24 protein-coding genes and 1 pseudogene are annotated in these 19,771 nt (G+C 70.6%); 14 read left to right on the top strand and 11 right to left on the bottom strand.

Annotation, left to right across the window (positions count from 1 at the left end):
* Position 1: 1 nt before the first annotated feature.
* The 8 genes from fliE to P5P86_RS18480 form a co-directional block, all read right to left on the bottom strand.
* Complete coding sequence (gene fliE, locus P5P86_RS18515) at positions 2 to 409, bottom strand: flagellar hook-basal body complex protein FliE (protein ID WP_280608919.1); 408 nt, start codon at positions 407 to 409, stop codon at positions 2 to 4.
* A 4-nt stretch (positions 410 to 413) separates the two neighbouring features.
* Positions 414 to 809 carry a flagellar basal body rod protein FlgC gene (locus P5P86_RS18510; RefSeq protein ID WP_280608918.1) on the bottom strand — a complete coding sequence of 132 codons (396 nt, stop codon included), beginning with the start codon at positions 807 to 809 and terminating at the stop codon, positions 414 to 416.
* Between the two features lies 1 nt (position 810).
* The gene (gene flgB, locus P5P86_RS18505) at positions 811 to 1,176 is read right to left on the bottom strand and encodes a flagellar basal body rod protein FlgB (protein WP_280608917.1); all 366 of its coding nucleotides are present in this window, start codon (positions 1,174 to 1,176) and stop codon (positions 811 to 813) included.
* Between the two features lie 204 nt (positions 1,177 to 1,380).
* Positions 1,381 to 1,863 (bottom strand): hypothetical protein, encoded by a 483-nt coding sequence (locus tag P5P86_RS18500; protein WP_280608916.1) that lies wholly within the window; start codon positions 1,861 to 1,863, stop codon positions 1,381 to 1,383.
* Positions 1,863 to 2,225 carry a response regulator gene (locus tag P5P86_RS18495; protein ID WP_280608915.1) on the bottom strand — a complete coding sequence of 121 codons (363 nt, stop codon included), beginning with the start codon at positions 2,223 to 2,225 and terminating at the stop codon, positions 1,863 to 1,865. The genes P5P86_RS18500 and P5P86_RS18495 overlap by 1 nt, the downstream gene beginning before the upstream one ends.
* A 27-nt stretch (positions 2,226 to 2,252) precedes the next feature.
* Entirely contained in the window at positions 2,253 to 2,723 is a 471-nt protein-coding gene (locus P5P86_RS18490; protein WP_280608914.1) for a chemotaxis protein CheX, read from the bottom strand.
* Positions 2,720 to 3,124 carry a response regulator gene (locus P5P86_RS18485; RefSeq protein ID WP_280608913.1) on the bottom strand — a complete coding sequence of 135 codons (405 nt, stop codon included), beginning with the start codon at positions 3,122 to 3,124 and terminating at the stop codon, positions 2,720 to 2,722. The genes P5P86_RS18490 and P5P86_RS18485 overlap by 4 nt, the downstream gene beginning before the upstream one ends.
* Positions 3,121 to 3,999 carry a CheR family methyltransferase gene (locus tag P5P86_RS18480; RefSeq protein WP_280611288.1) on the bottom strand — a complete coding sequence of 293 codons (879 nt, stop codon included), beginning with the start codon at positions 3,997 to 3,999 and terminating at the stop codon, positions 3,121 to 3,123. The genes P5P86_RS18485 and P5P86_RS18480 overlap by 4 nt, the downstream gene beginning before the upstream one ends.
* A gap of 167 nt (positions 4,000 to 4,166) precedes the next feature.
* On the opposite strand from P5P86_RS18480, the gene P5P86_RS18475 reads away from it, so the two are divergent.
* The 3 genes from P5P86_RS18475 (at position 4,167) to P5P86_RS18465 (ending at position 7,285) form a co-directional block, all read left to right on the top strand.
* Entirely contained in the window at positions 4,167 to 5,507 is a 1,341-nt protein-coding gene (locus P5P86_RS18475; protein ID WP_280608912.1) for a hypothetical protein, read from the top strand.
* A 7-nt stretch (positions 5,508 to 5,514) separates the two neighbouring features.
* Positions 5,515 to 6,168, top strand: coding sequence for a class F sortase (locus tag P5P86_RS18470; RefSeq protein ID WP_280608911.1), 654 nt, complete (start codon positions 5,515 to 5,517; stop codon positions 6,166 to 6,168).
* Positions 6,169 to 6,232: 64 nt separating this feature from the next.
* A complete protein-coding gene (locus tag P5P86_RS18465) occupies positions 6,233 to 7,285 on the top strand; it encodes a protein-glutamate methylesterase/protein-glutamine glutaminase (protein ID WP_280608910.1) in 1,053 nt (350 codons plus the stop codon).
* 12 nt (positions 7,286 to 7,297) lie between these two features.
* Here the strand turns inward: P5P86_RS18465 and P5P86_RS18460 are convergent, their stop codons facing one another.
* Entirely contained in the window at positions 7,298 to 8,263 is a 966-nt protein-coding gene (locus tag P5P86_RS18460) for a glycosyltransferase (protein WP_280608909.1), read from the bottom strand.
* Between the two features lie 144 nt (positions 8,264 to 8,407).
* Here P5P86_RS18460 and P5P86_RS18455 point away from each other — a divergent pair, with 144 nt between their 5' ends.
* The 7 genes from P5P86_RS18455 to P5P86_RS18425 are packed head-to-tail and all read left to right on the top strand — an operon-like array spanning position 8,408 to position 14,259.
* On the top strand, positions 8,408 to 9,946 hold the full coding sequence (locus P5P86_RS18455) for a phosphotransferase (RefSeq protein ID WP_280608908.1): 1,539 nt from the start codon (positions 8,408 to 8,410) through the stop codon (positions 9,944 to 9,946).
* The gene (locus tag P5P86_RS18450; protein WP_280608907.1) at positions 9,943 to 10,548 is read left to right on the top strand and encodes an SIS domain-containing protein; all 606 of its coding nucleotides are present in this window, start codon (positions 9,943 to 9,945) and stop codon (positions 10,546 to 10,548) included. The genes P5P86_RS18455 and P5P86_RS18450 overlap by 4 nt, the downstream gene beginning before the upstream one ends.
* The gene (locus tag P5P86_RS18445; protein WP_280608906.1) at positions 10,548 to 10,934 is read left to right on the top strand and encodes a hypothetical protein; all 387 of its coding nucleotides are present in this window, start codon (positions 10,548 to 10,550) and stop codon (positions 10,932 to 10,934) included. Before P5P86_RS18450 ends, P5P86_RS18445 begins: the two co-directional genes overlap by 1 nt.
* Positions 10,931 to 11,416, top strand: coding sequence for a hypothetical protein (locus P5P86_RS18440; RefSeq protein WP_280608905.1), 486 nt, complete (start codon positions 10,931 to 10,933; stop codon positions 11,414 to 11,416). Before P5P86_RS18445 ends, P5P86_RS18440 begins: the two co-directional genes overlap by 4 nt.
* Positions 11,409 to 12,713: a hypothetical protein gene (locus tag P5P86_RS18435; RefSeq protein ID WP_280608904.1), complete on the top strand. Its 1,305-nt coding sequence runs from the start codon at positions 11,409 to 11,411 to the stop codon at positions 12,711 to 12,713. Before P5P86_RS18440 ends, P5P86_RS18435 begins: the two co-directional genes overlap by 8 nt.
* The gene (locus P5P86_RS18430) at positions 12,710 to 13,438 is read left to right on the top strand and encodes an IspD/TarI family cytidylyltransferase (RefSeq protein ID WP_280608903.1); all 729 of its coding nucleotides are present in this window, start codon (positions 12,710 to 12,712) and stop codon (positions 13,436 to 13,438) included. The genes P5P86_RS18435 and P5P86_RS18430 overlap by 4 nt, the downstream gene beginning before the upstream one ends.
* Positions 13,435 to 14,259, top strand: coding sequence for a hypothetical protein (locus P5P86_RS18425; RefSeq protein WP_280608902.1), 825 nt, complete (start codon positions 13,435 to 13,437; stop codon positions 14,257 to 14,259). The genes P5P86_RS18430 and P5P86_RS18425 overlap by 4 nt, the downstream gene beginning before the upstream one ends.
* 25 nt (positions 14,260 to 14,284) lie before the next feature.
* Here P5P86_RS18425 and P5P86_RS18420 read toward each other — a convergent pair whose 3' ends face one another.
* Positions 14,285 to 15,148 (bottom strand): methyltransferase domain-containing protein, encoded by an 864-nt coding sequence (locus tag P5P86_RS18420; protein WP_280608901.1) that lies wholly within the window; start codon positions 15,146 to 15,148, stop codon positions 14,285 to 14,287.
* A gap of 64 nt (positions 15,149 to 15,212) precedes the next feature.
* On the opposite strand from P5P86_RS18420, the gene P5P86_RS18415 reads away from it, so the two are divergent.
* Genes P5P86_RS18415 through P5P86_RS18400 form a run of 4 tightly spaced genes read left to right on the top strand, consistent with a single transcriptional unit; the run spans position 15,213 to position 19,018 of the window.
* A complete protein-coding gene (locus P5P86_RS18415; protein WP_280608900.1) occupies positions 15,213 to 16,253 on the top strand; it encodes an N-acetylneuraminate synthase family protein in 1,041 nt (346 codons plus the stop codon).
* Complete coding sequence (gene neuC, locus P5P86_RS18410) at positions 16,246 to 17,397, top strand: UDP-N-acetylglucosamine 2-epimerase (protein WP_280608899.1); 1,152 nt, start codon at positions 16,246 to 16,248, stop codon at positions 17,395 to 17,397. The genes P5P86_RS18415 and neuC overlap by 8 nt, the downstream gene beginning before the upstream one ends.
* A complete protein-coding gene (locus P5P86_RS18405; RefSeq protein WP_348537908.1) occupies positions 17,397 to 18,092 on the top strand; it encodes an acylneuraminate cytidylyltransferase family protein in 696 nt (231 codons plus the stop codon). The genes neuC and P5P86_RS18405 overlap by 1 nt, the downstream gene beginning before the upstream one ends.
* Positions 18,089 to 19,018 (top strand): polysaccharide deacetylase family protein, encoded by a 930-nt coding sequence (locus tag P5P86_RS18400; RefSeq protein ID WP_280608898.1) that lies wholly within the window; start codon positions 18,089 to 18,091, stop codon positions 19,016 to 19,018. Before P5P86_RS18405 ends, P5P86_RS18400 begins: the two co-directional genes overlap by 4 nt.
* Before the next feature lie 138 nt (positions 19,019 to 19,156).
* On the opposite strand, the pseudogene P5P86_RS20130 reads toward P5P86_RS18400, so the two are convergent.
* A pseudogene (locus tag P5P86_RS20130) lies at positions 19,157 to 19,291 on the bottom strand (DapH/DapD/GlmU-related protein); the annotation flags it as partial.
* Positions 19,292 to 19,771 lie beyond the last annotated feature (480 nt).

Raw genomic sequence — 19,771 nt, 5'->3', positions numbered from 1 at the left:
CTCAGAGCTGCATGTTCATGATCGAGTTGAACGCCTGGAGGCCGGTGTTGCGCAGGGAGACGGCGAGCTGGGTCGCGGTCGAGGCCTCGGCGGCTGCGATCGTGTAGTCGTGGATGGCGGTCGAGTCGCCGGTCGCCGCCTGCACCGACAGGTTGTCGCTGGTGTTCTGCAGGCCCTGGAGACGGTCGATGCCGTCGGAGAGCAGGTTGCCGAACTCGACGCCGTTGGCGCTCTGGGCGCCGGTGGCGGCGGTGGTGTCGGTCGCGCCGGAGACGGCGCCGGCCGCGGCGCTGCTCGCCGTACCGGTGAGGCCGCCGGTGATGCCCGCGGCGTCGGTCGTGCCGGTGGTGGGCATGGCGGGCATCGCCGGCAGGGCAGCGCCGATCGCTTCGATTCCGGAGACGGTCATGAGATCACTTCTGTCCGATCGAGAGGGCAGCGGTGTAGATGTCCTGGGCCGACTTGGTGACCTGCACCGAGGCCTCGTAGCCGCGCTGGGCCATGATCAACTGGCCCATCTCGCTGGACATGTCGATGTCGGGGGCGCGCACGTAGCCGTTGGCATCCGCGAGCGGGCTGTCGGGCATCGAGACCTCGCGGCCCTGCGGGTCGCCCTCGGCGACACCGGCGATGCGGACGCCGCCCGAAGGGTCCGCCTGGAAGATCGGGTACTGCGCCTGGAACGCGTTGCCGCTGGTCGGCTCGTAGGTGTTCACGTTGGCGATGTTGTTGCCGACGGCGTCCATCCAGGTCTGGTGCGCACCCATCGACTCGTCGGCCACCCGCAGGAGGTTGAAGGCGCCGCTCACGTCACATCACCGCCGCGCTCTGCATGAGCTGGTAGTGGTTGCTGATCGCCTGGCCGAGCACCTGGTACTGGTACTGGGTCTGGATCATCGCCACCTCCTCCTTGCGGAGGTCGACGTTGTTGTTGTTGGCACCCACGGGCGTGTCGGTCGGCGTCGTCGTGACGTCGATCGAGGGCGTCGCGTTGTCCGTCACCTGGCCGGAGTCGATGGCCTCACGCAGCGAGGTCTCGAAGTCGATGCTCGACGCCCGGAAGTTAGGGGTGTCGATGTTCGCGATGTTGTTGGCCGTGACGTTCTGGCGCATCGTGAGGCCGTTGAGCGCGGTGTGGAGCACCTCGCTGACAGCGTCGGATACGGCGAAGGACACTGGAGCCTCCAGTCGGGGGAGTACTGCAGGAAACGATGCCGATCCGTCGGCGGGGGCTGAGCTGTCCTTGCTCGCCTAGTCCTTCGGCCGCCCCACAGAGGACCTGAGTGCGCCGTGGGTGAAATGCCAGAAACTGGCAGCGGAGCGCCCGCCCGAGGGCGGAGGTGCGCTTCGCTGCCAGTTCCCGGGCAGGGTGAGGGGCGCTCAGGCCACGAGCACCACCGAGACGTGCCCGGCGCCGTACCCGGCGATGTCGATGTGGAAGTCCTCGCGTCGGCCGAGGGTGAGCGCCATCGACCACACCTGCGGCGGCAGCGGCTGACCGGCGGCGTGCACCTCGTGCAGCCGCAGGTGCTCGGCGCCGGGAGCGTTGAACATCGAGGCGGCGATGTTGAGCACCTCGTAGAGGTTCTCCTTGAGCACCTCGCTGAGCGCGCCCTCCTCGATCGCCGTCTCCGCACCGGCCACCGGGACGAGACCGAGCGCGGCGCCGGCGTAGGCCGACAGCTCGAGGTCGCAGATCATCAGCGCGCTGATCCGCAGATAGTCGTCGACGTAGGTGGCGATCGTCGTCGGCGTCTTCGGGCCCGGAGCCTGCGGCGCGGACGGCGTGAGGGTGATCTCACGGTCGAGCAGGTCACCGAACAGGTCCCGGATCTGCTTGGGGACGGGCAGGTGGGTGGGCATCAGAGGATGCCGCCCAGGTGCTCCTGGAAGGTCTCGGCGGTGAACGGCTTCGCGATCAGGAACAGCGCCCCGGCCGAGGCGGCACGGGTGCGCATCTCCTCGGAGCCCTCGGAGGTGACGAAGCCGAACGGCGTCTGGTTGCCGCCGCTGCGCAGGGCGCTGAGGCAGTCGATGCCGTTCATCTCCGGCATGTTCCAGTCCGACAGGATGAGGTCCGGTGACTCGGCCAGCGCCTTCTCCAGGCACACGCGGCCGTTCTCGGCCTCGATGACGTCGTGCCCGGAGTAGCCCGCCTGGCGGAGGGTGCGCACCACGATCTGGCGCATGACCTTGCTGTCGTCGGCGACGAGGATCTTCGACATGGGGAATGACCTTCTAGCTGAGATTGGTCAGGACTGAGGTGCGTGGACGCTGACGCGGACGGGCTCGCCGTGCCACGACGCGTCGAAGCGCGCCACCTCCGTCAGCTCACTGCTGTGAGCGGCACGGCCGGCCGCGACGACCGGAAGGGTGAGCGCCGAGGGGCCCGGCATGAGGCTCTTGACGTTGCCGCCGACCATGTTCACCAGCTCGCCGACCGCGTCGGCGACATCGGCGTCGTCCAGGGGCTCGTCCTCCATCGCCAGCATCAGTCGGGTCAGGGACTGCGCCACGCCCGAGGAGAGCTCGACGGTGACGGTGCCGGTCCAGCCGCCGTGCACGCTGACCGCCGCCGACCACACCGTCTCGGCCGGGAAGAAGGGCTCGGCGTCGAAACGCGGCAGCAGCGGCTCCTCGTCTCCGAGGAAGCTGCTCCACACCTGCTCGGTGATCGCGTGTACGTCGGCCAGCTCGGGGCCGCTGGGCTGGGTGATGGTCATGCGGGGACTCCCTTGCTGACGAGACCGAGCAGTTCGAGCTTCTCGACGATCGCGTCGGGTGTGAACGGCTTGATCACGTACTCGTGTGCTCCGGCGGCGAGCGCCTTGACGATCTGGCCCTGCTCGGACTCGGTGGTCACCATCATCAGCGTGATGTTGCGCCACTCGGGTCGCTTGCGGACTTCGGTGATGAACGTGTAGCCGTCCATCACGGGCATGTTCCAGTCGATGAGGCACAGGTCCGGCGCGAACCCGCCCTCCATCTGGTCGAGCGCCTCCTGGCCGTGCCCGGCCTCGGCGGTCTCGAAGTCGAGGCTCTGGATGATGCGACGCAGGATGCTGCGCATCGCCCTGGAGTCGTCGATGATCATGGCGCGCTGCGTCACCGGGCTCTGGGTCATGGTCGAACTCCTGTCAGGGCGGCCGAGATGGCGGGTGAGAACGGTCGCGGAACGCTCACGGCCCCGGCCGGGCGGTGGGCCTGGACACGGCCGATCTGCTCGCGGTCCCACATCGCGTGGAGGTCGGCGGGCAGGTCGAGGGTGGTCTCCGAGGAGCCGAGCAGCAGGTAGCCGTCCGGAGCCACGTGCTGGTGCATGCGGCGCAGGATGCCGTGCTTGGTGGGCTGGTCGAAGTAGATGAGGACGTTGCGCAGCAGCACGAGGTCGAAGGTGCCGATCGCACCGAACGGCTCGGCCAGGTTGAGGTGACGCGTGCGCACCATCTTGCGCAGCGCGGGCACGATCTCCCACTCGCTGCCGGCCCGGGTGAAGTACTTCACCAGGCTGGTGGCCGGGAGGCCGCGGTTCATCTCGACCTGGCTGTAGCGGCCGTTCTCCACGCGGGTGAGCATCGCCGTGGACACGTCGGTGGCGAGGATGTCGGCGCTCCAGCCGGCCGGCAGGTGCTGGTCGAGCAGCATCGCGATCGAGTAGGCCTCCTGGCCGCTGGAGCAGGCCGCCGACCAGATCGACAGCCGACGCCGCTCGGTGCGGGCCGCGATCAGCGCCGGCAGCATGGTCTCGGTGAAGGCCTGGTACGGCGCGTTGTCCCGGAACCAGCTGGTCTCGTTGATCGTCAGTGCGTCGATCGCCTTGCGTCGCTCGACCGGGTTGACCGAGAGCATCTGCACATAGGCGTCGACGTTGGCACATCCGGCCTGCGCGGCGAGGGGGTGCAGCCGCGCCTCCACCAGGTACTCCTTGCGGGGCTCGTAGATGATCGAGGTCTCGCGGAGCACCAGGGCGGCGATCAGCTGGAAGCTCGCGGGTGCCATGGTCACGGGGATCCGGATCGGCAGGCCGTGCAGGTGCCTGAGCAATTGGTCGGTCAGTGGACACCGAACTGTTACCGGTTCTACCCCTAACCAAAGTCGTGTCGAGTCGTTGCGCTCAGTACCCCCGCGCTCTTGCCGCGCATCACTTGCTTGGGAAGGACCCCTCCGTGCAGACGACTCGTCTCGGACTTCGTGCCGGTGCCGTGATCGGTGCAGCGTCGCTCGCCGCGCTCGCCTCCGCCCCCGCGTTCGCTGCAGACCCGGCCTCGCAGGCCACCGCCCAGTCGCTGCACCTGACGGTCGCAGGCCAGTCCGGCGTCTCCCAGGTCGTCACCGCCACGAACGACGGCACCACCCAGTCGAAGAACGACGCGAGCACCATCCCGACCATCGCCGGGCTCCTCCCCGGCAACAACGCCCTCGGTGCCGGTGTGGCCCCGCAGGACGCCGGCGCCAACGCGGACGGCACGTCGTACGCCTGCGCCGGCATCGCCGGCACCGGTGGCGGGATCGTGCACACCGGCTCCACCGCCTGCGACATCGACGGGGCGCCGCTGACCCTCACCCTCGGCAGCCTGAACCTGGGCTCGGTCGCGCTGGACCCGAACAGCGCCCTGGGTGCGGCCCTGGCGCAGTACGGCAGCCCGCTGCTCTCCGGTCTCAACACGCTGATCTCCAGCGTGCAGTCGGCGCTGGTCGCGCCGGTGACCGGCGCGGTCTCCAGCACCCCGCTCAACATCTCCCTCGGCGGCACCGTGAGTGCGATCGAGGCCACCTGCACAGCCACGCCGGCCAGCGCGCAGGGCACCGCCCACCTGGTCGACAGCCAGGGCGGAAGCGCCAACACGCCCATCAAGGCGACCGTCGCGGGCCAGACGGTCACCGTGCTGGACCTGCCGGCCAACCCGCCGCCGAACACCCACCTGCTGACCAACCTGGACACGGTCAGCGCGACCCTGGTCAGCGCCCTCAAGACCGAGTTGAACAACTCCGCCCTCGGATCGGCCCTGCAGCCGCTCGTCGGCCCGCTCGGCACCACCCTCGACACGCTGCAGAGTGCCGTGGTGGACCAGCTCGTCAAGCAGCTCCAGCCGCTGCTCCAGCCGCTGCAGCAGAACGTCCTCGACGTGACGCTGAACAAGCAGGTCAGCTCGGAGGCCGGCCGCAAGATCGACGTCACGGCGCTCGACCTGCAGGTGCTCCCGGCCGCCTCGGCGTTCACCGGCAGCTCCCTGGTCTCCGGCCAGGTGGGCGAGGTGACCTGCGGTCCGGGCGCCGATCGAGCCGTGAGCATCCCGCAGGCCTCGACCCACCCGGCGGGCAGCGCCGACGGCGACAGCGACACCGGTCGCAACGGCTCCGCCGTACCGACCGCCGTCGACGCGGGCCTCTCCGGCGACGGCGGCCAGCACGGCCACACCGCGCTCGTCGCCGGCCTCGGCGGCCTGATCGCCGCGGGCGCTGCCGGTACCGCCTTCGTCCACCGTCGGCGCCTGTTCACGAAGTGACGCCTCGATGACCGAGGTCGAGCCCACGCCCGCCGGGCCCGGGTCCCCGCCGCCGGCGCGGACCCGGGTGCGGTGGGGGAGCGTCGCCGTCGCGACGGTGCTCGCCCTCCTGGCGGCAGCGTTCCTCTTCCTCCTCATCTCGCCCGATCGAGACGAGGCAGCCCCCGCCGACCGCGGTACGACGACGGCCTTCAAGCCGACGACCTACCACGTCGTGGTCCACTCCCTGGGCATCGATGCGCCGATCGTCTCGATCGCGATGTCCAGCCGGCGGGTGCTGACGCCGCCGTCGAACCCGCGCGACGTCGGCTGGTGGGACGCGAGCGCCAAGCCCGGGTCGGCGACGGGGCAGACGATCATCGCCGGACACACCGTCCACACCGGCGGCGGCGAGTTCGACCACCTCGGCACCATGAAGAAGGGTGCCCGGATCGAGATCGTGCGCAAGCGGCGCACGGACCACTACGTGGCGACGAAGGTCTTCACCCTCTCCAAGCAGCAGGTCTCCGCCCGTGCGCGGCAGCTCTTCGGCCAGGACCGCGCGAAGAACAGGCTCGTGCTGATCACCTGCGGCGACTGGACCGGCCACGAGTACCTCACGAACGTCTTCGTCTACGCCAAGCCGGTCAGGTCCGCGCACACCGTCCCGCAGCCTGGCTGAGGGCCGCCGCGCGTCCGCCGTCCGCAGGCCTCAGACACCTGGTCGGAGGGCCGATGGTCTCCGCGTGATTCGAGTGCTCGTGGTGGACGACTCGGCGCTCGTGCGTCGCCTCATCGTGACGGCGTTGGCCGAGGCCGACGACATCGAGGTGGTCGGCATGGCCCGCGACGGCGTCGACGCGATCGAGAAGGTCGACGAGCTCATCCCCGACGTGGTGACGCTGGATGTGGAGATGCCGCGGCTCGACGGCCTCGGCGCGCTCGCGGAGATCCGGGCCCGGCACCCCCGGCTGCCGGTCATCATGTTCTCCACGCTCACCGAGCGGGGTGCGGCGGCGACCCTGGAGGCGCTGTCGCGCGGCGCCTCCGACTACGTCACCAAGCCGTCGAACACCGGCTCGGTCGCGGAGGGCCTCGCCTCGGTCCGTGACCAGCTCGTGCCCCGGATCCGCGCTCTGGCGGGGATGCGCCGACTGGCACCGACCCCGCGGGTCGAGCGGCAGCGCGAGGTCGCCCCCGTCCGGCCTGCGCCGCGCCAGGCCGGTCCCGCCGAGATGCTGCTCGTCGGCTGCTCGACCGGTGGACCCGACGCGCTGGCAACGGTGCTGGCCCAGCTGCCAGCGAACCTCGCCGTACCCGTCCTGGTGGTGCAGCACATGCCGCCGGTCTTCACCGCGATGCTGGCGCAGCGGCTCGACAAGCTCTCGCCGCTGAGCGTGCGCGAGGCGGCGGTGGGCGACGTACCGACCGCCGGTGAGGTGCTGATCGCGCCGGGTGACTGGCACATGCGGGTCGAGACCCGAGCCGGACACGTGCAGGTCTCCCTCGACCAGGGGCCGCAGGAGAACTTCTGCCGTCCGGCCGTCGACGTCCTCTTCCGCTCCGCGGCGGCGGTGTACGGCGGGCGCTGCGTCGCGGCGATCCTCACCGGCATGGGCCAGGACGGCCTCGAGGGCGTGCGCCTGCTCGCCGAGGCGGGCGCGCCGGTGTACGTGCAGGACGAGGCCACCTCCGTGGTCTGGGGCATGCCCGGCGCGGTCGCCCATGCCGGACTGGCCACCCAGATCCTGCCGCTGGCGCAGATGCCCGCGAAGCTGGTCGCCGCCGTCCGCCGGTGAGGCCGGACCCGCTCAGATCTCGCCGCGCAGCACCTTGAGGTTGTGCGCGGCCAGGTGCGATCCGCGTCCGGCGACGGCACCGGGCAGGTCCGGGGTGTCGCCGAGCTCGAGGCACCTGCTCCACGCGTCCTCCGCCAGCGGCAGCAGCCGAGCCGCGTGTGCCGGATTCTCTGCGGCGTGGGTGAGCAGGACGTCGCCGACCACGAAGAAGAAGTCTGCCGAGTGGGTCCAGCGCGGCAGCTCGGCGTCGGCGACGTCGAGGGCGTCGCCGCTGCGGCCGGCCTGGCTGAGGGTGAAGAGGTGGCGCACGATCAGGTCGTGCCGCCACGGCGCGTCGAGCGGCGTCGCGGCGTAGGCGAGGTCGTAGTGCTGCGCGGCCTCGACATAGCGGCGGTGGACCTCGTGGTCCTTGCCGAGCTGGTAGCGCAGGTAGACGTCCGCCGGGTCGGCGGCGAGCGCGGCCTCCAGCAGCGCCCGGTTGCGCTCGGCCTTGACCGCCAGCTGCTCGCGCAGGTAGCCGTCGTGGCCCAGCACGATCCCGGTGCGGACCGCCGGCGAGCTCAGAACCGGCTGCTCATGGATCCGACCCTCGTAGCGCACGCCGCGGGGCAGGAGCCGCGGCAGCCACGCGGTGCTCTGCTGGCCGTTGGTCTGGTCGTTGCGCTGGACGACCGCACCGGCGGCGCTCGGCAGCCGTCCGGCGCGGAGGGCGGACAGCTCCTCGGCACCCTCGGCCAGCCACTCGTCGGCGTCGACGACCAGGCGCCAGTCGCCGGTGGCGGCGGCGAGAGCGGCGTTGCGCGCCGCAGCGAAGTCGTCGACCCAGGTGAAGTGCTCCACCCGCGCCCCGTGTGCGCTGGCGAGCGCGACGGTGCCGTCGGTCGACCCGGTGTCGAGCAGCAGGACCTCGTCGACGTGGTCGCGCAGCGAGTCCAGGCAGCGGACGATCGAGCGGGACTCGTCGCGGGCGATGATCACGGCAGACAGGGTGGCCACCGCTGTCCATCGGCGCGCCTGCTGCGCACCTGAGCGGCCCCCGGCCGGGCCGGCGGCTCCCGCTTCGTCAAGGTCTTGACCCTGATAGGACTCAAGCCCTGGGCCGTCCCTGCCGATGGGAGAGTCGTGACCTCCGCGACGACGCCCCGACAGGCCCCGGCCCCCTCGGCCGGGGTGGACTACATCGTCGTCCAGGCGGGCGGCAAGGGCACGCGCCTGGAGCACCTCACCGCGAACAAGCCCAAGGCGCTGGTCCCGGTGGAGAACCTGCCGATGCTCTTCCACCTGTTCCGGCAGTTCCCGGACAAGAAGTTCGTCATCATCGCCGACTACCACCGCGACGTGCTTCGGGAGTATCTCGCCAGCTTCGCGGAGGTCGACTACCAGGTCGTCGACGCGGAGGGCAGCGGCACGTGCGGTGGCGTGGGGCAGGCACTCGACCTCATTCCGGCCGACGTGCCCTTCATGCTGGTCTGGTCCGACCTGATCCTGCCGGCCACCTTCCAGCTCCCGGCCGAGCCCGGCGACTACATCGGCATCTCCCAGACGTTCGAGTGTCGCTGGAGCCACCGTGCGGGCGAGCTCGTCGAGGAGCGCTCGCGCGAGCACGGCGTCGCCGGCCTCTTCGTCTTCCGCGACGCATCGTCGCTCAAGGAGGTCCCGGCCAGCGGCGAGCTGGTCCGCTGGATGCAGCAGGAGGGGTTCTCCTTCACCGAGCTGGGTCTGGCCGGGACCCGCGAGTTCGGGCTGCTCTCGGAGTACCGGGCACTGCCGCAGCAGAAGGTCCGCCCCTTCAACCGGATGACCCTCACCGTCGACCGCGTGATCAAGGAGGCGATCGACGAGCAGGGCCGCGCGCTCGCCGCCGACGAGCGGGCCTGGTACCAGTACGCCGCCGGGCACGGCGTGACCGGCATCCCCGCGGTCCACGGCACCGATCCGCTGGTGCTGGAGCGGATCGACGGCGGCAACGTCTACGAGTACGGCGATCTCTCCCTCGACGCCAAGCGCGGGATCCTCGCCGACCTCACCGGAGCGCTCACCCGCCTGCACGAGGTCGGGTCGATGCCGGCCGACTCCTTCAGCGTCAAGGACGCCTACTTCGCCAAGACGATGAACCGCCTCAGCCGGATCCGTGACCTGGTGCCGCACGCCGACCGGCGCACGATCACCGTCAACGGCCGCGAGTGCCGCAACGTCTACTACTACCGGCGCGATCTCGAGCGGGCTCTGGACGCCCTGCGGTGCGAGCGCTTCTCCTTCATCCACGGCGACTGCACGTTCTCCAACCTGATGCTGCGCGGCGGTACGGAGCCGGTGCTGATCGACCCGCGGGGCTACTTCGGGCACACCAAGCTCTTCGGCGACCCGAACTACGACTGGGCCAAGCTCTACTACTCAGTCGTCGGCAACTACGACCGATTCAACCTGGGCGAGTTCCGCCTCGGCATCGGCGAGAGCGCTGTCGACCTCGACATCGTCTCGAACCGCTGGGAGGAGCTCGAGGACGAGCTCTTCGCGCTCAGCGGCGCCGATCCGCGCACGATCAAGCTGCTGCACGCGGTGATCTGGCTCTCGCTGACCACCTACGCGTGGCAGGACTACGACTCGGTCTGCGGAGCCTTCTACAACGGCCTGTACCACCTGGAAGGGGCGCTGGCATGAACCACTTCGACGAGACCATCCGGCTGCTGGGCGACGCGCTGCGCTCGGTCCGCGACGACGAGTACGAGGGCATGAAGGCGGACGCGCTGGCGACCGTCGCCGCCGGCGGCAAGCTGGTCTTCTCCGGGCTGGGCAAGAACGTCCCGATCTGCGAGAAGGTGGTCGGCACACTCAACTCCGTCGGGATCCCGGCCGCGTTCATGCACACCAATTCCGCCGTGCACGGCGACCTGGGCATCGTCCGCGACGGCGACCTCGTCGTGGTGCTGAGCAAGAGCGGCGAGACCTCCGAGTCGGTGCACCTCGTCGACCTGCTCAAGGCGCAGGGCCGGCGCTGCTCGACCTGGCTGCTCTCCTTCAGCCGCACGAGCACCCTCTACCGCGAGGTGCCGCAGCGGCTGATCCTCGAGCTGGAGCACGAGGGCGACGCGTGGGACATCCTGCCCAACAACTCGACGGTGCTGAACCTGCTGGTGCTCCAGCAGCTGGCGATGGACCTGGTCTCCACCCTGTGCGTGAACGTCGAGACGCTGCACCTGAACCACCCGGGCGGTGCCATCGGGGTGCGGTTGGACAACGCGCGCATCCCCGGACCGCGCTGATGGATCGCTCGTCCAGCGAGCTGGTGCTCTCGCCGCTGGGGCACACCTGGTTCATCGACCTCGACGGCACCCTCGTCCGGCACAACGGCCACCTCCTCGACGGCACCGACACCCTGCTCGACGGCGCCACGGAGTTCCTCGCCCAGATCCCCGCCGGTGACCTGGTCGTGATCGTCACCGCCCGGACCGAGGAGCACCGGGAGAAGACCGAGGCGTTCCTCGCCGAGCACGGCGTGCGCTACGACCACCTCATCCTGGCGGCGCCGTACGGCGAGCGGATCGTCGTCAACGACGCCAAGCCGTCCGGTCTGGTCACGGCGCTGGCGGTGAGCACCCCGCGCGACGTCGCGCCCGCGCTGACCATCGCCGTGGACGAGGGCCGGTGACCCGGGACCGGATCGGTGCGCGTCTGCTCAGTGCCTGGCGCGGCCGCGCCCTGTGGCGCCGGCTGTCCCGCTCCCACCAGCTGGACGCCGGCGCCTACGCGTTGCTGATGATCGAGGACGACGCCGAGCTCAACGAGCTGGCGCTGCGCCACGTCGAGGACCTCGTCCACGATCGCAGGGCGGCCGGGGTGGTCGTGCTCACCGACCGTGCCGAGGTGGCCCGATCGGCCCGAGACGGTGGCCCCCACGACTCCCACGTCCTCGGCGTCGTCGAGCTCTCGGCGCGGCAGGTCGACGACCTGCTCGCCCTGGCCGAGCTCTACACCTTCAGCGTCCGGCTGCTGGTGGTCTCCTGGCGACGCCCGTACGGCGCCGACCTGCGCACGGCCGTCGGGGTCCACGGCGTCACGGTCGAGGACGTGCTGTGCCTGTGCATGCTGATGATCCGCAGCTGGCCCGCGCAGGCGGCCCTCGATGGCTAGTCACGTCGAGGACGCTCGGCGACGTACCCGCCGGCTGGTGGCCGGCGGCGCGCTCGAGGGCCGCAAGGTGGTCCTCTTCGGCGCCTCCCTCCTCTCCGAGCACGTCAAGGACGAGCTCGACCGTGCCGGCATCACGCTCCACGCTGTGATCGACAACAGCCCGGACAAGGTCGGCCGGCCGTGGGCGGGGGTGAGCGTCGAGCGCCCGGACGCGGTGCTGCTGCCCCCCGACCCGCACCTCGTCGTGCTCGTCGTCTCGGCGGTCTTCGCCGAGGAGATGCTGGCCCAGCTCGCGGGTCTGGGCTACACCGGCGAGCCGCAGGTCCAGGTCGTGACACCCCCGGCGGGGCTCTCGGCGCGAGCGTTCGGCAGCCGGGTGTGGCGGCTGTGGCGCGGCCGCCGTGCCTACCGTCGGCTGATGGGTCGCCGGCCGGGGCCGCTCTTCGTCGCCCCTTACGAGGGCACCGGCGACCTTCACCTGATCGGCCTGTTCTTCGCCGAGTACGTGCGGCGCAACGGCATCGGCGACCACGTCGTCGCCGTCCCCAACCGTGCGTGCGCACGCATCGCCGCGATGGCGGGCATCGCGAGCGTCGTGGTGGCTCCGGCCGTGCTCAACGACATCGTCGGCTACGCGCGGTTCGTCAACGGTCGCGGCACCGACGTGGTGGTGCTCAACGACGGGTGCTGGCCGAGCGACGGCTGGCCCTCCGAGCGCACGCAGTGGTTGCGGGGCTATCGGGGCCTGGACTTCGAGAAGATGTTCAGGCACTTCGTCTTCGGCCTCGACGCGAGCGTGCCGCATGCCTCCCCGGCGAGCGCCGCCGACCCCGACGCGGTGACGGAGCTGATGGGCCGGCACGGCCTGGAGCCGGGCCGGACGGTGGTGCTGGCGCCGTACGCGAACACGCTGTTCGAGCGGCCGGACCCGGCCTTCTGGGAGCAGGCCGCGCAGGCGCTGACCGAGCGCGGCTTCACCGTGTGCACCAACTGCGCGGGTGACGAGCAGCCGGTCCGGGGCACCGTGGCCGTCGCCGTGCCCTTCGAGTCGATGGTCGCGTTCATGGACCGGGCCGGCTTCTTCGTCGGCGTGCGCAGCGGCCTGTGCGACGTGATCAGCGGATCGAGCTGTCGCAAGATCGTGCTCTACGACGCCGACGGACGCTTCTACAAGGCGTCGTTCCGCGAGTACTTCAGTCTGCGCTCGATGGGGCTGAGTCCCGACGCGGTCGAGCTTGAGTATCGTCGCGGTGACCAGGCGTCGCTGGTCGCCACGATCACGAGGGAGCTGGCATGAGCGCGGTGTACGCGGTGGTGTTCGCCGACGGTGCGGCCTTCGAGGACGCCGGGGGAGGGCTGCCGGTGGTGTTCCGGGACCTCGGCGGCGTGCCGGTCGTCGTACGGACCGTGCGGCAGCTGCTCGCGCACCCCGAGGTGGTGAGGGTCGTGGTCACCTGCCCGCCGGCGGCTGCCGACCGGCTCGCCGCGGTGCTGCGGGACGGCGACCTCGACGGCCCGGTGACCACGGTGGTCGCGCCGGTCGCCTCGGACGAGGCGATCCACGACGGTCTCGCCGCGCTGCAGGACATCGCCGCCGAGGACGACGTCGTGCTGATCCACGACGCCGCTCGGCCGCTGATCGACCAGGCGCTCATCACCGCCAACATCGCCGCCGCCCGCGAGCACGCCGCCGCCGTCACCGTGGGGCCCGCGACCGAGGGCGTGGCCCGGGTCGTCGGCGATGCGGTGGTCCAGGTGCACCCCACCGACGGCGAGATGCTCGTGCTGAAGGCACCGCAGACCTTCCGGTACGGCGTCGTCTGGGACCTCTACACCTGGGCCCACGACTCCGTCGGCGTGCACTCGACCAGTCCCGCTCACCTGTGCCGGTACTCCGGAGTGAAGCCGCGTGCGGTCCGGGGCAGCACGGCCAACATCAGGATCACCGACGACGTGGATCTCGAGGTGGGCGCCGTCCTGCTCGCCGCGGCCGGTGCCGACGTCGCAGGGGGACGGGCATGAGCCGCTTCGCTCCGATCTACCTGAAGGTCAACCGCAGGTCGAGAATGTCGCAGCGCTGCATGCGCTGGTGGGCAGCGTTCGCGGACGCCGTCGGGGCCGAGGTCCATCTCCTCTGCGACTGGGGACCCGAGGACCTCGCCACCTGGCTGCCCGAGAGTCTCGCCGGGGCGTCGGTGGTGCCCACCGACGCCGGATCCAGGGAGCGGGTGCACCACAAGGTCTCGCCGTTCTGGCGTCCCGCCGGTGCCGCCCAGATGGCCACCTTCGCGGACGCGGCCGAGCGCGGCTACCAGACCTTCTGGGCCATCGACGGGGACGACACCCTCTTCCTCGCCGAGCCCGAGGTCGTCGGGGAACGGCTGCTCGCCGTCCAGGACTGGGTCGAGGAGACCGGAGCCGACAGCGCCTCGCTCGACTTCTACCAGACCTACCAGAACCACTGGTCGTTCGGTGTCGCGTGCTTCCGCATGGAGGCCGACTACGTCGGGCTCCTCGAGGGCGTCGACCCCCGCCACGTCGCGGAGACGTACCCCTCCCAGGGGGCGGACCTGCAGACGTGGGGCACCCGCGATGCGACCGGCCGGTTCTACCCGGTCGCAGCGGTCCCGCTGCTCAACCTCGACGTGATCTTCCAGTACCTGCGCGACCAGGGCTCGCTGACGGCACGGTCGTTCTACCTCGAGGACGTGTACTTCCTGCACGCCGGCATGCCGCAGACGAACGCGACGGACCTCTCGGGCTTCACCCTGCGCGGGGTCTACCACTGGAAGAACGGGTTCTTGTGGGACGACCCGATCGATCCGGTGTGCCTGCGGTTCTAGCGGTCCCGCCGGGTCCGGAGAGCCGTCACTGCTTGCGGGCCCGCAGGACCAGGGTGTCGGTCTGGTCCCGGGCGGCGAGGAAGGCCGCGTAGGCGTCGTGGAGCGCCAGCTCGGTGGCGTCGTGCAGGTGGGCGCGCATGCCGGTCGGCCTGCCCTGGCCGAGCCAGGCGAGGTGGTTGCCCAGCGGGTAGCGCTGGACGCCGACGACCTCGGTGACCTGCCATCCCGCTGACTCGACCAGCGCGCGCAGCGAGGCACGGGTGTGCAGCACCAGGTGCTCGGCGGTGAAGGTGAAGCGCAGGAACGACTCGGGAGCGTTGGTCAGCAGCCAGTCGTTGGCGTGCACGCCCTCGATGACGAGCTCGCCACCCGGCGCCGCCGCGCGGTGGAGGTCGGCCAGCACGGCCGGCGCCTCGTCGATCTGGTCGATGGCGTGGAAGATGCTGATCACGTCGGGGCGGAAGTCCTCGACGTCCTTCAGCTCGGGAGTGACGGCGAAGCCATCGGCACTCAGCAGCGCCAGGTCGGCCTGGTTGAGCTCCACACCGAGGTGGGCGGCGGCGGTCCGGGCATCGGCGCGCAGCTGGTAGCCCGGGCCGCAGGCGAAGTCGACCCAGCGCCTCCCACTGATCAGGGGCGTGAGCAGCGCCGAGCGACGGGTGGCGTCGAGGACGTCGGTCTCGGTGCGCGGGTGCGCGACAGCTCCGGAGTCGCGCTTCGCGTAGTAGAGCTCGTCGAGCCCGGCCTTCGCGGGGTCGAGGAAGATCACTCCGCTGATCGGGTCGCGGTAGACCGGCACCTCGGCGTCGCGGCAGCGCTCGCTGACCAGGGCAGCTCGCTCGCGGTCGATGAAGCCGCTGTCGGCGAGGAACTCGAAGAGGGTCGGCACCGCGCTATTCAAGCATGGTCCGAAGGCCTGTCCGGGCGTCAGATCGGCACTAGGATCCTCTGCCATGAGCGAGATGCGCATCGGCGAGCGCCTAGTCGGCGACGACCATCCTCCGCTGGTGATCGCCGAGCTCGGGATCAACCACGGCGGCGACCTCGACGTCGCCAAGGAGATGGTCGACGCGGCCGCCCGGGCGGGCGTCGAGGTGCTCAAGCACCAGACCCACATCCCCAGCGACGAGATGTCCGGGGCCGCGCGCAAGGTCGTCCCGGGCAACGCGGACCGGTCCATCTACGAGATCATCGAGAGCTGCGCGCTCGACGAGGACGACGAGTTCGAGCTCATGCAGTACGTGCGGGACCGCGGGATCGAGTTCATCTCGACGCCGTTCTCGCGGGCGGCGGCCGACCGGCTCCGGCGCTTCGACGTACCTGCGTTCAAGATCGGCTCGGGCGAGCTGAACAACCACCCGCTGCTGGCGCACGTCGCCTCGTTCGGCAAGCCGATGGTGATCTCCACCGGGATGAACGACCTGGCCGCGGTGCACAAGGCGGTCGCGATCGTCCGCGCCGCGGGGGTCCCGTTCGCGCTGATGCATACGACCAACCTCTACCCGACCCCGCCCCGGCTGGTCAGGCTCGGGGCCTTCGCCCAGCTCCGGGACGCCTTCCCCGGCGTCCCCGTCGGCCTGTCCGACCACACCACGAACAACAACGCCTGCATCGCGGCGGTCGCACTCGGCGCCGCTGTCCTCGAGCGGCACTTCACCGACCGGATGGACCGGATCGGACCGGACATCGTGAACTCGATGGACGAGCGCGCCACCGCCGAGCTGATCACCGGTGCCCGCGAGGTCTTCGAGATGCGCGGAGGCACCAAGGAGGCGGCCCCCGAGGAGCAGGTCACCATCGACTTCGCGTTCGCCACCGTCGTCACGATCAGACCGGTCCGAGCCGGCGAGCCCTTCACCGCGGAGAACCTGTGGGTGAAGCGGCCCGGCACCGGCGCCTTCCGGGCCGAGGAGTACGACAGCCTCCTGGGTCGCGTCGCCGCCGTCGACATCGACGACGACACGCAGCTCACCGAGGAGATGGTCGGTGCCTGACCGCACGGTCAAGCGAGTCACGTTCCTGACCGGGACCCGGGCCGACTACGGCAAGCTGAAGCCGATCATGCTGGCCCTGGAGCACTCGCCGCTCTTCGAGGCGCAGGTCTTCATCACCGGCATGCACATGCATCGCCAGTACGGCGACACCTACGGCGAGATCCTCAAGGACGGCTACCGCAACACCCACCTGTACATCAACCAGCGCGGTGAGTCGCCGCCGATGGACATCATCCTCGCCAACACGATCCAGGGCTTCAGCGACTACCTGCAGGAGACCCGGACGGACCTGATCGTCGTCCACGGCGACCGGGTCGAGGCGATGGCCGGTGCCATCGTCGCGGTGATGAACAACATCACCCTCGCGCACGTCGAGGGCGGCGAGGTGTCCGGCACCATCGACGAGTCGATCCGGCACGCGGTCACCAAGCTCGCCCACATCCACCTGGTGGCCAACGACGACGCCCGCCGCCGGATCATCCAGCTGGGCGAGCGCCCCGACAGCATCCATGTCATCGGCTCGCCCGACATCGACGTGATGCTCGGTCCGGGGCTGCCGAGCCTGGAGACGGTGCGGACGCACTACGAGATCGGGTTCGACTCCTACGCCATCGCCGCCTTCCATCCGGTCACCACCGCCTTCACCGAGATGCCGTGGCGAGCGCGGGAGTTCGTCGACGCGCTGCTCGCCAGCGAGGAGAACTACGTGGTGATCTCGCCGAACAACGACAAGGGCCGTGAGTTCATCATGCTCGAGTTCGAGCGGCTCCGGGACCACCCCCGTTTCCGGGTGATCCCGTCGATGCGGTTCGAGTACTACCTCACCCTGCTCAAGAACGCCCGGTTCGTGGTGGGCAACTCCAGCGCCGGGGTCCGCGAGGCCGGGGCGTACGGCGTGCGTGCCGTCGACGTCGGGGATCGTCAGCAGGGCAGGTACGTGCCCGAGCCAGGCCTCGGACACGCCGACCACGACGCCGCGAGCATCCTCGCGACGATCGGCGAGGTGCTCGCCTCCGACCGCCGGCCGGACTCGCCCTTCGGCGCCGGGAACAGCACCGAGCTGTTCTTGCAGGTGCTCGAGGATCCCGCCTTCTGGGCGGTCTCGGAGCAGAAGGTCTTCCACGACCTGCCCGGCGGTCGCTGATGTTCGCCGGCCGGACCTTCGTCGCCGTGGTGCCCGCCCGCGGCGGCAGCAAGGGCATCCCGCGCAAGAACCTCGCGCCGCTGCTGGGCCGGCCCCTCATCGGCCACACCCTGGATGCGGCTGCCGCGTCGGCGTACCTCGATGCGGTGGTGGTCTCCACCGACGACGATGCCATCGCCGAGGTGTCGGCGGGCTACGGCGCGCACGTCGTACGGCGGCCGGCGGAGCTCGCCTCCGACACCGCCCGGACGATCGACGCGGTGCTCCATGCGGTGGCTTCGCTGGAGGTGGCGCCGGACAACGTGGTGCTGCTGCAGCCGACCTCGCCGCTGCGCACGGCGCGTGACATCGACGGCGCGATCGAGCAGTTCGCAGCGCACGGCGGGGAGTCCCTCGCCTCGGTCAGCCCGGTGCGTCAGCACCCGCTCTTCATGCGGACGATGTCGCCCGACGGTGCGCTGGCGCGGCTGCTGGACGAGGACTCCACCCGACGCCGGCAGGACCTGCCGGAGGTCCTGATCGTCAACGGGGCGATCTACATCGCCGCCGTGACCGGACTGACCAGGGAGACCAGCCTCAACGACAGCCGCCAGGGCTTCGTGATGTCGCCGCTCGCCGGCCTGGACGTCGACGAGCCCGACGACCTCCTCGTCGTCGAGGCGCTGGCACGCTCGCGACAGGAGGAGACGCGGTGAGCCTGACCATCGTCATGTACCACTACGTGCGCGACCTGCGCCGCTCGCGCTACCCGGAGATCAAGGGGCGCGACACCGAGGAGTTCCGCCGGCAGCTCGGGTGGCTCGCGGCGCACCACAGCGTGGTCTCGACGGCCGAGGTCATCGCCGCGTCGCGGGGCGAGGCGGAGCTTCCCCCCGACGCCGCCTGGCTCACCTTCGACGACGGCTACCTCGACCACTGGACGACGGTGTTCCCCCTGCTCCACGAACGTGGGTGGCACGGCGCCTTCTTCCCGCCCGCCCGACCGGTGCGCGACGGGGCCCTGCTGGACGTGAACCGGATCCAGTTCATCCTCGCCGCGTGCGCGGACCAGTCGGTCCTGGTGGACCGACTGCGATCGGCTGTCGCCGAGCACAGCGGCGAGGACGGGGTGCTGGCCTTCGACGACTACTGGCACCAGCTCGCCCGACCGTCGCGGTGGGACCCGGCGGAGACGATCTTCGTCAAGCGGATGCTGCAGCGGGCGCTTCCGGAGCGGCTGCGCCGCGAGGTGGCCCGCTCCCTGTTCGCGGAGTTCGTCAGCGTCGACGAGCGGGCCTTCTGCGCCGAGCTCTACGTGAGCGAGGACCAGCTGCGGACCATGATCCGCAGCGGCATGTACGTCGGGAACCACACCTCCTCCCATCCCTGGCTCGACTCCCTGTCCACCGAGGAGCAGGCAGCCGAGATCGACGACGCACTCGGCTTCCTCGGCGGCCTCGGCGCTCCGACCAGCGACTGGGTGATGGCCTACCCCTACGGCGGGTACGACGCGAGCCTGCTCGGCGTCGTCGCCGAGCGCGGAGCCGCGCTGGGGGTCACGGTGGAGGCCTCGGTCGCCGACGTCTCGACCGACCACCCGCTGACGCTGCCCCGCCTGGACACCAACGACCTCAGCGCCTGACCCGGCGCCGCCTACCCGGCGCCGCCTACCCGGCGCCGCCTACCGGGCGCCCGAACGAGGGGGCGGCCGCTACCAGTGCCTGCCCTCGGCGACCAGGCGCTCGTAGTGCTCCTCGTCGCGCCGTGCGAACGGCGTGGCCGGGTTGCCGCCGGCGATGGCCAGCCTCGGGATGTCCCGCACCACGACGCTCCCGGCCTGCACGATGGCGCCGTCGCCGATGGTCACACCGGGCAGGACGGTGACCCGCGTGCCGAGCCAGACGTTGTCGCCGATCGTCACGGTCGTCAGCACGCGCTGCGCGTCGTAGGGCAGGGCCTCGCCCCGGTAGTTGTGCGACTCGGTGAGGACCAGGCACTCCGGGCCGCTGTGGAAGTTGTCGCCGATGACCACCTCGCCGGCACCGTGCACGAACAGGCCGTTGGTGTGGAAGTTCTCCCCGAGGCGGACGTTGCCGTTGAGCAGCGACTCGTCGTTGACGCTGGCCTCACCTGCCGCGACCACCCCCGCCTGGGTCGCTACATCGGTCCAGAACGCCGTACGCCGCTCGTTCCACTCGGCGGTCGATGCGGGCCAGCCGCCCGTCTCGTCCTGGGCGCGCGCCGCGGTCTCCAGCCAGATCCAGCGCAGCCAGCGGGTCGAGGTCATCGCGACGATGCGCTTGAGGATCCGCGCCTCGTCCTGGGCACGCTCCAGGCTCGCCGCGAGGCCGTCCAGCCTGGCCTCCAATGCAGCGATCCGCGCCTCCTGGTCCAC

The sequence above is a fragment of the Nocardioides sp. BP30 genome, assembly GCF_029873215.1.
Lineage (GTDB): Bacteria > Actinomycetota > Actinomycetes > Propionibacteriales > Nocardioidaceae > Nocardioides.
This window is presented reverse-complemented; position numbering and strand designations above follow the sequence as displayed.

Coding starts and splice junctions, on each gene's coding strand:
- fliE (WP_280608919.1), bottom strand. CDS start 409: ATGACCGTCTCCGGAATCGAAGCGATCGGCGCTGCCCTGCCGGCGATG.
- P5P86_RS18500 (WP_280608916.1), bottom strand. CDS start 1,863: ATGCCCACCCACCTGCCCGTCCCCAAGCAGATCCGGGACCTGTTCGGT.
- P5P86_RS18495 (WP_280608915.1), bottom strand. CDS start 2,225: ATGTCGAAGATCCTCGTCGCCGACGACAGCAAGGTCATGCGCCAGATC.
- P5P86_RS18490 (WP_280608914.1), bottom strand. CDS start 2,723: ATGACCATCACCCAGCCCAGCGGCCCCGAGCTGGCCGACGTACACGCG.
- P5P86_RS18485 (WP_280608913.1), bottom strand. CDS start 3,124: ATGACCCAGAGCCCGGTGACGCAGCGCGCCATGATCATCGACGACTCC.
- P5P86_RS18480 (WP_280611288.1), bottom strand. CDS start 3,999: ATGGCACCCGCGAGCTTCCAGCTGATCGCCGCCCTGGTGCTCCGCGAG.
- P5P86_RS18470 (WP_280608911.1), top strand. CDS start 5,515: ATGACCGAGGTCGAGCCCACGCCCGCCGGGCCCGGGTCCCCGCCGCCG.
- P5P86_RS18450 (WP_280608907.1), top strand. CDS start 9,943: ATGAACCACTTCGACGAGACCATCCGGCTGCTGGGCGACGCGCTGCGC.
- P5P86_RS18445 (WP_280608906.1), top strand. CDS start 10,548: ATGGATCGCTCGTCCAGCGAGCTGGTGCTCTCGCCGCTGGGGCACACC.
- P5P86_RS18435 (WP_280608904.1), top strand. CDS start 11,409: ATGGCTAGTCACGTCGAGGACGCTCGGCGACGTACCCGCCGGCTGGTG.
- P5P86_RS18430 (WP_280608903.1), top strand. CDS start 12,710: ATGAGCGCGGTGTACGCGGTGGTGTTCGCCGACGGTGCGGCCTTCGAG.
- P5P86_RS18425 (WP_280608902.1), top strand. CDS start 13,435: ATGAGCCGCTTCGCTCCGATCTACCTGAAGGTCAACCGCAGGTCGAGA.
- P5P86_RS18415 (WP_280608900.1), top strand. CDS start 15,213: ATGAGCGAGATGCGCATCGGCGAGCGCCTAGTCGGCGACGACCATCCT.
- P5P86_RS18405 (WP_348537908.1), top strand. CDS start 17,397: ATGTTCGCCGGCCGGACCTTCGTCGCCGTGGTGCCCGCCCGCGGCGGC.